A 13,367-nucleotide genomic window follows, 5' to 3' on the forward strand; every position below is an offset into this window, starting at 1 on the left:
TCGAAAGCTTCGGTCAGGCCTCGAGGACCGTGATCTCCTCGGCCGGGGCGTGCAGCGTCACGGCCGCGCCCGGCTCCAGCTCGGACTGTTGGCGGGCGTCGACCAGGGCGACCATCGGCCCGACGCCGGGAACGTCGAACTTCACCTGGCGGTCGTCGCCCAGCAGCAGCGTCTCGACGACGGCGCCCGACAGGCGCAGCCCGTTCGTGACCGGTTCGAGGCGCAGGCTGCGCGGCCGCACCGCGAGGCTCACCGGCCCGCGCAGGTCGGTCTGGGTGGAGAACGCCGACCCGCGGCACTCGATCGAGCCGTCCGCGGACGCGGTCGCCGGGATGAGGTTCGCGTTGGCGAAGAACTTCGCCACGAACGTCGACGGGGGCCGCTGGTACAGCGCCGTCGGCGTGTCCAGGCCGGCGAAGCGGCCCTCCTCCATGATGGCGATGCGGTCGGAGAGGACGAGCGCCTCCTCCTGGTCGTGCGTCACGTAGATGACCGTCGTGCCCATCTGCCGGTGGACCCGCTTGATCTCCTCCTCCAGTTGCAGGCGCAGGCTGCGGTCGAGCGCGCCGAGGGGCTCGTCCATGAGGAGAAGCTGCGGCGCGTACGCCAGCGCCCGGGCGAACGCCACCCGCTGCTGCTGGCCGCCGGAGAGCTGGCGCGGCTTGCGGCCGGACAGGTGGGGCAGACCGACGATCTCCAGCATCTCCGAGACCCGCTTGCCGATCTTTCCGCGGTCCCAGCCGCGCATCCGAAGGCCGTAGGCCACGTTGTCGGCGACGGTCATGTGCGGGAACAGGGCGTACTGCTGGAAGACCATGCCCAGGCCGCGCTCGGACGGGCTGAGGCCGGCGATGTCACGGCCGCGCAGCAGCATCTCGCCGCTCGTGTGGCTCTCGAAACCGGCGATGATCCGCAGGAGGGTGGTCTTGCCGGAACCACTCGGCCCGAGCAGGGTCAGGAACTCCCCGGTCCGCACGTCCAGGTCGATGCCGCGGAGAACCTCGTTCCCGCCGAACGACTTACGAAGGTCCCGGACGCGCAGCGTGACAGAGTCCTGCGCGCCGCCGGTCTTGTCAGCCCCGTGCGAGGTGGCAGTTACCTGGGTCATCGGACGTCCTTTCGAAGCCGCGTGGCGAAGAACAGCAGAGCGGAGGTGACGATCATGAGGACGGTCGCCACCGCGGTGATCGCGGGGTCGACACCGAACTGCACCGAGTCGAAGATGAGCTTCGGCAGGGTCACCAGTCCGGGGCCGCCCAGGAACGTGATGAACACGGCCTCGTCGAAGGAGCTGACGAAGGCGAAGATCGCAGCACCGGCGACGGCCGGCGTCAGCAGGCGCAGGGTCACGCCGAGCCAGGCCCGGCCCCGCGACGCGCCCATCGTCATGGCGGCCAGTTCGAGTTCGGGGCGGATCTGGTCCATCGCGGTGCTCAGGATGATGACGACCATCGGCACGGCGTGGATCACGTGCGAGATGACGATGCCCTGGAACGAGGCGAGCAGGCCGACCTCGGCGAACACTGCGTACAGGCCGACGGCGTACGCGGCGACCGGGAAGAGCATCGGCGCGACCGAGGCCCCCTCGATGAACCCGCCGCCGCGCAGGTTACTGCGCTTCAGGCCGATGATCGCCGGCAGCACCAGCAGGAGGGCCACCACGGCGGTGACGGCGGCGAGCCGCAGCGACAGGCCGATCGGCGCCGCCCAGGTGTCCGAGGTGAACAGATCGACGTACCGGTTGACGCCCCACGTCTTGGGCGGGAATGCGATGTGCTGGTCGTTGGAGAACGACAGCATCGCGATGAACAGCGCGGGCACGGCCATGAACAGCGCGCCGATCCCGACGATGAGCCGGCCCACCCAGGTGAACAGTCCGTCGAGGATCCGGTCGGTACGGGTCGTCATCCCAGTCCTCCTCGAATGGCCTTCAGTCCGACGGCCTTCATCGCAAGCCCGAGCACCGAGATCGCGATGACCAGCAGGATCACCGACGACGCCGCGGCCCGGGGGTAGTTGAAGAACGTGAAGATGTCGTCGCTGATCACGGTGGCGATGAAGGGGGTCTGCGCGCCGCCGAGCAGGACCGGCGTCACGTAGAAGCCGATCGAGATAGCGAAGACGATCGCGGTGGAGGCGACGATCCCGGGCCGGATGAGCGGCATCAGTACGGTGCTGAAGGTCTTGCGCTTCGAAGCGCCCATGCCCTGGGCCGCGTTGAGCAACTCGACGTCGACCATCGTCATGGTCGGGTACGCCGCGAGGACCGCGTACGGGATCATCGTGTAGGTCATACCGAGCACGACCGCGAACGCCGTGTACAGCAACTGCACCGGCTGGTCGATGAGGCCGAGCTTCTGCAGGAAGTGGTTCACCGCGCCCTCGCGCGCCAGCAACAGGGCGAACGCGTAGTTCTTGACGACCAGGCCCATCCAGAAGGGCAGCAGGACCGCCGCCCATAGCACCGCGGTCACGGACCGGCGCGTCGCGCGGCGCAGCGTCCACGCCAGACTCGAACCGAGCGTGACCGACAGGACGGTGACGGCGGCCGACTGGGCCAGCGTCATCAGGATCGCCTTACGGATGGCGCTCGACTTGAACGCCTCGACATAGTTGCCCGGCCCGTCCCCCTGCGTCAGGGAGTCGTACACGAGCTTGAACAGTGGATAGATGACCAGGAACAGGATCGCGAGGACGAGAGGAGCGGCCATCAGCACCGCCACTCGCCGTGACAGTGTTGCGCTCCAAGCCTTCGCCTTCCCCCGCGCAACAGGGCGTACGGCGCTTTCTGTCGTTGCCACAACCGCTCTCTCTCGTCCTCAGCAAAACTTCAGCCGGCAGATGTCAGCCGCGCAGGAATTCCTGCCAGCGCTTGTTGACCTCGGCCTGGTTCTTCACGTACCACTCGTAGTTCAACGACGCGAGCTGCTCGCGGTTCGCCGGCCAGTCGACCTGCTTGGTCTTGAGGTCGTCCGCCATGTAGTCGAACGCCTTCGGGTTCGGCACCGAGTAGCCGGTGTCCTTGGCCCAGCCGGCCTGCGCCTCCGGGTGGTTGGCAACCCACTCCAGGAACTTGAAGGCCGCCTTGGTGTGCTGCGAGCCCTTGACGACCTGCCAGAAGCCCGGGTTGTAGATGCCGTCGGTCCAGACGACCTTCATCGGCGTACCCTTGTCGTTGAGCGAGAACGCGCGACCGCTGTAGGCGATGCCCATCTCGACCTCTCCGTTGCGGTAGGCCTGCTCCATCTGGTCGCCGGACTGCCACCAGACCTTCATCTCCGGCTTGATCTCCTTGAGCTTCGCGAACGCGCGGTCAAGGTTGATCTCGTGGGTCTTGAGGTCCTTCGGCGAGACGCCGGACGCCATCTCCGCCATGCTCAGGTTGATCAGCGGGGAGGTCGCCACGGACTGCCGGCGGCCCGGGATGCTCTTGTCGAAGAACGACTTGGCGTCCGGCGGGCACTCCTTGACCTTGTCGGTACGGCAGGCGATGACGTAGCCCAGGTTGGAGAACGTGAACCCGAAGTCGACGACCGAGCCCTTGCTCAGCACGCTCTCGAACTGCTTCTTGAGGTCGGCCGGCAGCGGCTCGACCAGCTTCTGGTCGGCGAGGATGTAGGCGTCCGGCCCAGAGGTGGAGTCGAGCAGGTCCCACTGCATCTTGCCGGCCTTCTGCTGCGACTGCAGGTTCGCAACGTACTTGCCGGGGGCGTCGACGATCTGGACCTGGATGCCGGTCTCCTTGGTGAACGGCTCGACCAGGTTCTTCTTGGTGGCGGCGCTGAAGTAGGCGCCCCAGCTCGCGATGACGAGCGGGCCCTTGTCCTCAGCCTCAGCGGCCGAGTTCTGCTTGCTGCCGCCGCCACATGCCGCGACGAGCATCGCCGTTGCGGCGGCGACGGCCGTGGTGCGCAGCCAAGGAGTCCCTCGGCGTAAGAGATTCGATCCCACTCGGACGTACCTCCAACTCTCTGTTCTTTAGTGGCTAGGTGGGCTGATGATCCAGAGGACTTCGCTGGAACCGGGGTGCACGTTCACGACGCGGTGCGGGACGCTGCTGCGGAACACGATCGTGTCCTGCTGTTCGAGCAGGAAGACGTCCGACAGCAGTTCCAACTTGACCGCGCCCTCCTGGACGACCAGAAGTTCTTCCGAGTCGCCGTGGGTGTACTGCTCCGGCCCGGTCGATCCCCCCTTCTCGAACTTGACGCTGAACACCTCGAGGTGGTCGAGCGACTTCGGCGTGATCAGGTACTTCATCGCGTCGTCGCCGAACGGCAGGCTCGGGCGCGCCTGCTGGCGGAGCACCCGGGCCCCGGACGCCGCGTCCGTCTCGAAGAGCTCGCCGAAGGTGATGCCAAGGGCGTCGGTGATGCTGCGCAGTGACGCGATGCTCGCCTGGGTGAGCCCGCGCTCGAACTGACTGAGGAAGCTCTCGGACAGCCCGGTGGCCTCGGAGAGTTGCCGTAGCGTCCACCGTCGACGCACGCGCCACTTCCGGACGTTTACGCCCAACTCGTCCTGGTCGGCGCTCATCCCAGCTTCCATAGTGTCACTGAAGATCCCTTCAGTCAGATCAACGAAGAGGACTGTATGGCTGCAGTGACCCATGGTCAACAACTTCTTCAAAAATCAAGAAAACGTGGTTACAAGAAGGTGGACGGCGTCCGCCACTCGGCTGCCTCGGCAAGCCGAAGAGACGAACCATCAGCGCCACTGAAGTTCACTTCAGTGGACATACACCTGATCACGGACCCGGACGGCCGTCCGATGACGACGGTCGCGATGGACGTCCATACCGGACAGCCAGCGCGAGCTGACGGGCAGCCGAAGCCGGCGATAACCGCACCGGCCGGTCAGCAGCGGCTACATATTCGGCATATAAGGCAGATATAAGACATTACACCCGAGCCAGGTGTCGGCGCATACAACGGAAATTGTTGGTTATCGCCTGTCGAGGGCCTTATGACCATTCGCCACGACGTCGTCATCGCGGGCGGAGGTGGAGCTGGGCTGCGCGCCGCCATCGCCATCGCGGAGGCTCGCCCGGACCTCAGCATCGCGACGATCTCCAAGGTCTACCCCATGCGCAGCCACACGGTCTCCGCCGAGGGCGGCGCCGCTGCGGTCAAACTGCCCGCCGACAGCCTCGACGAGCACGCCCACGACACCATCTCCGGCGGCGACTGGCTGTGCGACCAGGACGCCGTCGAGGCGTTCGTCGCCGAGGCACCCGAGGAGTTGCTCCGGCTCGAACACTGGGGCTGCCCGTGGAGTCGCGAACCCGACGGCCAGGTCGCCGTCCGGGCGTTCGGCGGAATGCGGCAGCGGCGGACCTGGTTCGCCGCGGACAAGACCGGCTTCCACCTGCTGCACACGCTGTTCCAGACCTCGCTGAAGTACCCGTCGATCGTCCGCTACGACGAATGGTTCATCACCCGGGTGCTCGTCGACGACGGCCGGGTCGGTGGGGTCGTGGCGATCGAGCTGATGTCCGGCCGGATCGAGACCATCACCGCCGGCGCGGTCATCGTCTGTACGGGCGGGTGCGGGCGGGTCTACCCGTTCACGACCAACGCCAACACCTCCACCGGCGACGGGATGGCTCTGGCCTTCCGCGCCGGGGCACCGCTGAAGGACATGGAGTTCGTCCAGTACCACCCGACCGGCCTGCCGTTCACCGGAATCCTCATCAGCGAGGCGGCTAGGGCGGAAGGTGGCTGGCTGGTCAACCGGGACGGCTACCGCTACCTACAGGACTACAACCTCGGCCGGCCCGCCCCGGGCCCGGTGCTGCGCAGCATGGAACTCGGCCCCCGCGACCGCCTGTCGCAGGCCTTCGTCAAGGAGGTCGAGAAGGGCCGGGCGATCGACACCCCGTGGGGGCCGGTCGTGCACCTCGACCTGCGCCACCTCGGCGAAGAGGTCATCGAGGCCAGGCTGCCCTTCGTCCGGGAGCTCTGCCTGGACTACGAGCACATCGACCCGGTACGGGAGCTGATCCCGGTACGGCCGGTCGTGCACTACATGATGGGCGGCGTCGACACCGACCTGCATGGCGCCACTCCCCTCGACGGGCTCTACGCCGCGGGCGAGACGGCGTGCGTGAGCATCAACGGCGCGAACCGGCTCGGCTCCAACTCGCTGCCGGAGTTGCTGGTCTTCGGCGCCCGCGCCGGCGCCGCCGTCGCCGAGGCGGCCGAGGGCCGCCGCGCGCCCGGTCCGGCGGTCCTCGCTCAAGGGCAGGACGAGCGCCGCCACCTCGAGCGCGACCTGCTCCAGCGCGACCGGGGCCGGGAGCGCATCGCCGCCGTCCGCGAGGAGATGCAGCAGACGGTGGAGCAGGGCGCGGGCATCTACCGCTCCGGTGACTCGCTCACCAAGGCCGCCGACAAACTGCACGAGCTACAGGAGCGGTGCGGCTCGGTCGCCATCGACGACCACAGCCGCGTGTTCAACACCGAACTGACCGCCGCGCTCGAACTGTCGTTCATGCTCGACGTGGCGCAGTCCGTCGTGCGCTGCGCCTGGCTGCGCCAGGAGTCCCGCGGCGCGCACCAGCGCATCGACTTCCCCACCCGCGACGACGAGCGGTACCTCGCCCACTCGCTGATCCACCTCGCGGAGGACGGGGAACCGGAGGTCAGGTACCGGCCGGTCACGATCACCCGTTGGCCGCCCGCCGAACGGGTGTACGGGAGGTAGCAGTCATGCCGGACACCATCGCAGTGGACGTCACCCGGTATCGACCGGACCGTGACGACCGGCCGACCACCCAGCGGTACGAGATCCCGCTGCGCAAGGAGTGGACCGTTCTCGACGGGTTGAACTACGTCAAGGACCGCGTCGACGGCACGCTCTCCTACCGCTGGTCCTGCCGGATGGGCATCTGCGGCAGCTGCGGCATGACGATCGACGGCGACCCGAAGCTCGCCTGCGAGACGTTCCTGACCGACCACCGGCCCGGCCCGGTACGGGTGGAGCCGCTGCACAACTTCCCCGTCATCCGGGACCTCGTCGTCGAGTTGACCGACTTCATGGCCAAGCTGCCGCGCGCCAAGCCGTGGCTCGTCACCGACTCCGACAAGCCGCCGCCCGATGCCGAGTACCGGCAGACCCCGGCCGAGATGGACGAGTACAAGCAGTACAGCATGTGCATCAACTGCATGCTCTGCTACGCGGCCTGCCCGGTGTACGGCCTCGAGCGGGACTTCCTCGGACCGGCGCTGATCGCCCTCGCCCAGCGGTACAACCTCGACTCCCGCGACCACGGCGCCGACGAGCGGCTCGAGGTCGTGTCGGCGCCCGAAGGCGTGTGGGACTGCACGTTCGTGGGCGAGTGCAGCCGGGCCTGCCCGAAAGGCGTCGACCCGGCCGGCGCCATCCAGCGGTACAAGGTGACGGCGGCCAAGGAGACGCTGCGGTCGCTGCTGCTCCCCTGGGGCCGGCGATGACCGAGTACACCGGGCTTTACCAGCGCCTGTACCGGACGCGCGTGCCAATCCTCTGGTGGCTGCGCCGCCGGTCCTACCTGGCCTTCGTCGTCCGCGAGCTGAGCAGCGTCTTCGTCGCCTGGGCGGTGGTGTTCCTGCTGCTGCTGGCGCACGCGGTCGCTTCGGGCCCCCGGCAGTACCAGAGCTTCCTGGCCTGGAGCGCCGCGCCGTGGGTGCTCACCGTCAACGCGGTGGCGCTGGCGCTCGTGGTGTATCACGCCGTCACCTGGTTCAACGTCGCGCCGCAGGCGCTGGTGCTGCGGGTACGCGGCCGGCGCGTACCGGCTCGGGTGGTCGCCGGGCTGCACTACGGGCTGTGGGCGCTGGTGTCGGCCGTTGTCGCGTGGATCGTGATATGACCACCAGGCGCCCGGTCGAACCGGTGCTGTGGCTCGCGTTCAGCGCGGGCGGAATGCTGTCCGCACTGCTGGTACCGGTACTCCTGCTGCTGTTCGGGCTCGCGTTTCCCCTGGGCCTGCTGCCGGCGCCCGACCATGCGCACCTGCACGCGCTGGTCCGCAGCCCGGTCACCCGGCTCGTACTCCTCGCCCTGACCGTGTTGGCGCTGTTCCACGCCGCGCACCGGCTTCGCTACACGGTGCGGGACGGGCTGCAACTCAAGCGGCTGGAGCGGCTGGTCGACGCGCTCTGTTACGGCGGCGCGGTAGCCGGGTCCGCGTTGGCGGCGTATCTCCTGGCGACCATTTCATGATCACCGAGAGATTGCGGCGCTACAACGCCGGCGACTCTCTGTGTCATGGGGAACCGCAACACGCGCGGGGACGGTAATTAGTCCGATTTATCGCGAAAATGGGGCATGATTGGCTGGCTAGTCGAGGGACAGGAGGGTCATGCGCAGCGCGGTGTTCGAGCAGTTCACAGCGCCGCATGCGGCTAGCCTGACCAAGGAGGCACCCTCCGACGCCCCCACCGACGCCTCCTCCGACGCCCCCGCCGAGCCCACCGAGGCGAACCGGCGCGAGCACGCCGCCGGGGTGGCCGAGGCACGGAGGCGCGAGCAAGCCCAGGTCAGCGACGAGCCCAGCGCCGACGACTTGCCCCAGCGGGTACAGCAGTGGAAGCGCTCGTTACTCGACCTCAGCCTGCGCAACCCGCTGCTCAACCTCCCCAAGCGCGGCCGCGGGCTCGACCTGCACGTGCCGCCGGGCTCGTTGGCGGTGCTCGACACCATGGTCCACGAAGGCGGGCAGATCCAGGTCATCCCGCAGGACCCGGAGAGCACGCCGGACCTCGAGCCGGACGTGCTCACCCAGGCACTGCGCACGGACCACCGGATCTACGGCACAGTGACCGAGCAGAAGTACGTGTCGGCCATGCGCGACCTTCAGCGCGAGGCCCGCACGATGGCGCAGGAGACCGGCAGCAACTACCTGTACCTGACGCTCGGCACCCTGGTGCACACCCGCAGCAACGGCACCGAGGCCCGCGCCCCGCTGTTCCTGGTCCCCGTACGCATCGAGGGCGGCACGGGCCGCAAGCCGTACTTCTTCATGGCGGACGGAACCGAGCTCGCCGAGCCCAACCACTGCCTCGTCGAGTGGCTGCGCGTCAAGCACGGCGTGGAGATCCCCGAGCTGTCGCACCCGATCGTCGACGACTACGGCATCGACATCGCGAAGACGCTCGCCGCGATCAACGCGCGCCTCGTCGAGAGCCACCTCGACTACCGCATCGACGAGAGCGCGAGCCTGCGACTGCTGCACTTCTCGACCTTCCAGATGTGGCGCGACCTCGCCGACCACTGGGGGTCCTTCCTGGAGAACCCGGTCGTACGCCACCTGGTGGAGCGGAAGACCGCGGCGTTCGACGACCCCGCCGGATCCGATGAGGTACCCGTCGACGAGGCAGAACTGCACCTGCCCATCCAGGCCGACGGCTCCCAGCTGCAGGCGATCGCCATGGCCGAGCGCGGCAGGTCGTTCGTCCTGGAGGGGCCGCCCGGTACCGGGAAGTCGCAGACCATCACGAACCTCATCGCCCGGGCCGTCGCCACCGGTCGTTCCGTGCTGTTCGTCGCCGAGAAGCAGGCCGCGCTCGACGTTGTCAAGCGCCGGCTGGACCAGGTCGGGCTCGCGCCCTTCGCCCTGGACCTGCACGGGCGCAAGCAGTCGATCACCGCGATCCGCGAGCAGTTGCGAGACGCGTTCGACCAGCGCGAACACGGCAGCGAGGCGACCTGGAAGGCCGTGGAGACCGGCTACCGGTCGCGACTCGCCCCGCTCGCCGGCTACCCCGACCTCGTCCACTCCCGCAACCCCGCCGGGCTGTCGACCTGGTCGGCGTACGAAGGGATCCTCGCGCACGGCGACGGGCCGACCGCCCTCGTGCCGGCGAGCCATCTTGCCGCGTCCGCCGAGCGGCGCCGGGCTGTCGAGGCGGCGCTCCGCGCGTTCCCCGCCGCCGCCCGGGCAACGCGCCTGCGCCGGGCCCACCCCTGGTCGCTGAGCGGCCGCCGCACGCCGGACGGACTGCACGCCGGCGCGATGACCCAGATCGCCGCGGAGCTGGAAGCGGTCCGCCAGGCGGTCGTCCAGCAGCCCAACCTGGTCGCGCTGCTGCGGCTGCTACCGAGCCCGACCGCGGTCGGGGGTCTCCTGCCCGTCGCCCGGCTCGCCGCCTCCGGCGTCCTGCCGGACAGGGCGGCGATGCTGCGCGTCAATGCCCGCTGGGACGCGGGCGTGCGGCGGCTCGCGGCTGAGCTGGACCGGTTCCGGCAGGAGTACGCCGCCGAGCTGGCGACGTTCCGGCCGGAGGTGTTCGCCGTCTCCGCGCTGCCCGCGTGGCGCGCCGAGGCGCAGGAAGCCGTCGCGCGGCTGTTCATTCGCAACCGGCACCTGCAGGCGGTGGCCGACCGCCTGGCTCCGTACCTGGCGAGCGGCGGGGCGGTCGCCGCCGAAGACGTGGAGGCGACCCTCGCCCGGCTGCTCGCCGCCCGCACGCAGGCGGCAACGATCCAGCAGCAGGTCCAGGACCTCAGCGTGCTGCCGCTGCCCGCCGGGTGGCTGCCGACCAAGCCGGCAGCAGCCACGGAGTTGGCGCAGGCGCAGCACACCGCCGCGCTGGGCCGGCAGCTCCTGGACCGGCACCCGGCGGTGTGGGACCTGTTCGAGGCCGGTGTCACCGACGCTGAGATCGGGGTCCTCGAAGACCTCGCCGCCGGCTGGCGGGCCTGGAGCGGACTGCTGGCCAGCACCCGCCCACAACTGCTGCTGTGGACGGGCGAGCTGCACTGGTTCGACGTATGGCAGCGCGACGGGGCGACCTGGCTCGCCGACCTGCGCGCCGAGAAACTCGCCCCGCTGCAGCGCTGGGGCGACGTGCTCACCCAGGCCGACGTCCTGATCGCGGCCGGCCTGTCGGACTACGCCGACCAGTTGCTGCGCGCCGAGGTGGACGCGGACGCCGCCGAAGAGGTGTACCAGCGCGGCCTGACCGCCGCCGCGCTGTCGGAGCGGATGCGCGCCGGCGTGCTGGACTCCTTCGAGCCCGAACAGCACGACAACGACGTCGAACAGTACGAGGCGGCGGCGCGTGAGCTACGCGCCACGCTGCTCGACCACCTCCCCTCGAAGCTGGTACGCGACCGGCGGGCCGCCCTGGACGACCAGCACGGCCGGCTCGCCGAGTTCATCGCCGAGCTACGGCGCAAGCGCGGCGGCAGGTCGTTCCGGGAACTGTTCGCGGACTACTCCGACGTGGTGCTGGCGCTGACCCCCTGCGTACTGGTCAGTCCGGCGTCGGCGGCCAACTTCCTCGCGCCGGACGCAGCCCGGTTCGACCTGGTGGTCTTCGACGAGGCGTCGCAGATCCGGGTCGCGGAGGCGATCGGTGCGATGGGGCGCGGGAAGGCCGTCGTGGTGGTCGGCGACTCCCGCCAGATGCCACCGAGCGCGGTCATGCAAGCGTCCGCCGGCGAGGAGACCGCTGGGGACTCCTGCCCCGTCGAGGATCTGGAGAGCATTCTCAACGAGGCCGTCGAGTCGGGACTCCCCCAGCGCTGGCTGACCTGGCACTACCGCAGCCGGGACGAGTCGCTGATCGCCTTCTCCAACCGGTACTACTACGACGGCAGGCTGTCGAGTCTGCCCTCGCCGGGCGCGAGTGGTACGGCGGGCATCGGCTGGCGCCGGGTCGACGGCCACTTCGACCGGGGCGCGTCGCGTACCAACGAGGTGGAGGCCCGCGCCGTCGTCGAGGAGATCGCCGCCCGACTGCGCGACCCGGCCACCGCGGGTGACTCGATCGGGGTCGTGACGTTCAACATCCAGCAGCGGGATCTCATCCTCAACCTGCTGGAGGAGAGCTCGGACCGGCTGATCCAGAAGAAGATGTCGCCGGCCGAGGCGGAGCCTATCTTCGTCAAGAACCTGGAGAACGTACAGGGAGACGAGCGCGACCTGATCCTGTTCTCGTTGGCGTTCTCCACCAACCCGGAGACCGGGCAACTGCCGTTGAACTTCGGGCCGCTCAGCCACACCGGCGGAGAGCGCCGGCTGAACGTGGCCATCACCCGCGCCCGGCGCCAGGTGCTGCTGTTCGCCTCGTTCGACCCTGCCGACATCGACCTGTCCCGGACCACGGCGACCGGCACCCAGCATCTGAAGGCGTACTGCGAGATGGCGGCCGCCGGGGTGGACCGGCAGAGTGACCGCCCGTCGGGCCGGGGCACGGGCCGCGACCTGATCCGCGACGAGGTCGCCGAGGCGATCCGGGCCCGCGGGTACGAGGTCCGCACCGGGTACGGGCTGTCGGACTTCGCCGTCGACCTGGCCGTCCGCGCTGCAGGGTCGGACCGGTGGCAGGTCGCCGTCATGCTCGACAGCCCACAGTGGAGCGCCCGGCCGACCGTGGCCGACCGGGACGGCGCGCCGGCGCTGCTGCGTACCGTCATGGGCTGGCCGCGGGTGGTCCGGTTCTGGCTACCGTCGTGGATCAACGACCGCGCGGGCGTGCTGGCAAAGCTCGACGCGGCGGTCTCCCGCGCGGTCGCGGCCGAGAGAATCGCACAGTCCAAAGCCAAGATTGCCGCCCGGAGAGCCGCGGCGCAGGCCGCCGAGAAAGCCACAGCGCAGGCCGTCGAGAAAGCCACAGCGCAGGCCGCCGAGAAAGCCGCGACGGCGGAGCGGACCTCCGCCACCCCGGTTCCCAACCCGAGGCCGACCGGCGGCCCGGTCGCCTTCGTCCCGTACGAGCCGTCGGTGATCGGCACCCAGGCCGACATCGCCGCCCTCGCCACCGACCAGCGGGTACGCAAGCTCGTCCGGGACAGCCTGCGCGAGATCATCAGAGCCGAGGGGCCGGTCGAGGAGCAGCGGCTCGCGAAACTGGTCCTGGCCCGGTTCGGGTTCGCCAAGCCGCGGAGCGATCGGCGCAAGGCCGTGCTGGCCCTGCTCGAACCGGGAGCGCTCCGCCATCATGAGGGCATGGGCAGCTTCGCCTGGCCGAGCAGCCTCGACCCCAGGCGGTGGAGCGGCTTCCGGACCACCCAGTCGCGGGACGACCGCGCCTTCGAGGAGATCGCGCCGGAAGAGATCGCCAACGCGATCCGCCACGCGCTGGCGTCCGCGCTGGAGCTGACCGAAGAGGACCTGTTCCGGACGACCCTCGAACTGCTCGGGTACCAGCGCCGGACCGAAAAGATCGACAAAATGCTGCGGTACGGGCTCCTAGAGGGGTTGGCCAGCGGCCGGGTGGTCCACGGCGGTCGTGGTCGCTACCGGCTCAGTTGACCCGAATATCAACAGAGCCTTTCGTCGATACAATCCGCTACGCTGTTCGCGTGCTCGCTGACCCTCCGCAGGCCGTCGGCGTGCGCAGTCTGGGCACCCCAGATTCTCGCTCACATATGCTCAA

10 protein-coding genes are annotated in these 13,367 nt (G+C 69.2%); 5 read left to right on the forward strand and 5 right to left on the reverse strand.

Going from position 1 to position 13,367, the window contains the following annotated elements; all coding sequences use genetic code 11:
- Positions 1–13 precede the first annotated feature (13 nt).
- The 5 genes from HC028_RS16360 to HC028_RS16380 all read right to left on the reverse strand — a co-directional run bounded on the left by HC028_RS16360 (position 14) and on the right by HC028_RS16380 (position 4,536).
- Positions 14–1,108 (reverse strand): ABC transporter ATP-binding protein, encoded by a 1,095-nt coding sequence (locus tag HC028_RS16360; protein WP_168078199.1) that lies wholly within the window; start codon positions 1,106–1,108, stop codon positions 14–16.
- Positions 1,105–1,908 carry an ABC transporter permease gene (locus HC028_RS16365; RefSeq protein ID WP_168078200.1) on the reverse strand — a complete coding sequence of 268 codons (804 nt, stop codon included), beginning with the start codon at positions 1,906–1,908 and terminating at the stop codon, positions 1,105–1,107. The genes HC028_RS16360 and HC028_RS16365 overlap by 4 nt, the downstream gene beginning before the upstream one ends.
- A complete protein-coding gene (locus tag HC028_RS16370; RefSeq protein WP_168078201.1) occupies positions 1,905–2,711 on the reverse strand; it encodes an ABC transporter permease in 807 nt (268 codons plus the stop codon). The genes HC028_RS16365 and HC028_RS16370 overlap by 4 nt, the downstream gene beginning before the upstream one ends.
- A 133-nt stretch (positions 2,712–2,844) precedes the next feature.
- Positions 2,845–3,951 (reverse strand): extracellular solute-binding protein, encoded by a 1,107-nt coding sequence (locus tag HC028_RS16375; protein WP_168078202.1) that lies wholly within the window; start codon positions 3,949–3,951, stop codon positions 2,845–2,847.
- A gap of 27 nt (positions 3,952–3,978) precedes the next feature.
- Positions 3,979–4,536 carry a helix-turn-helix domain-containing protein gene (locus HC028_RS16380; RefSeq protein WP_168078203.1) on the reverse strand — a complete coding sequence of 186 codons (558 nt, stop codon included), beginning with the start codon at positions 4,534–4,536 and terminating at the stop codon, positions 3,979–3,981.
- Positions 4,537–4,965: 429 nt separating this feature from the next.
- On the opposite strand from HC028_RS16380, the gene frdA reads away from it, so the two are divergent.
- The 5 genes from frdA (at position 4,966) to HC028_RS16405 (ending at position 13,243) form a co-directional block, all read left to right on the forward strand.
- Positions 4,966–6,705, forward strand: coding sequence for a fumarate reductase (quinol) flavoprotein subunit (gene frdA / locus HC028_RS16385; RefSeq protein ID WP_168078204.1), 1,740 nt, complete (start codon positions 4,966–4,968; stop codon positions 6,703–6,705).
- 5 nt (positions 6,706–6,710) lie between these two features.
- Positions 6,711–7,454, forward strand: coding sequence for a succinate dehydrogenase/fumarate reductase iron-sulfur subunit (locus HC028_RS16390; RefSeq protein ID WP_168078205.1), 744 nt, complete (start codon positions 6,711–6,713; stop codon positions 7,452–7,454).
- Positions 7,451–7,852, forward strand: coding sequence for a fumarate reductase subunit C (locus HC028_RS16395; RefSeq protein WP_168078206.1), 402 nt, complete (start codon positions 7,451–7,453; stop codon positions 7,850–7,852). The genes HC028_RS16390 and HC028_RS16395 overlap by 4 nt, the downstream gene beginning before the upstream one ends.
- Entirely contained in the window at positions 7,849–8,205 is a 357-nt protein-coding gene (frdD, locus tag HC028_RS16400) for a fumarate reductase subunit FrdD (RefSeq protein ID WP_168078207.1), read from the forward strand. Before HC028_RS16395 ends, frdD begins: the two co-directional genes overlap by 4 nt.
- A gap of 139 nt (positions 8,206–8,344) precedes the next feature.
- Complete coding sequence (locus HC028_RS16405; protein WP_168078208.1) at positions 8,345–13,243, forward strand: DUF4011 domain-containing protein; 4,899 nt, start codon at positions 8,345–8,347, stop codon at positions 13,241–13,243.
- Positions 13,244–13,367: the final 124 nt, after the last annotated feature.

The sequence above is a fragment of the Planosporangium flavigriseum genome (genome assembly GCF_011947225.1).
Classification (GTDB): Bacteria; Actinomycetota; Actinomycetes; order Mycobacteriales; family Micromonosporaceae; genus Planosporangium; species Planosporangium flavigriseum.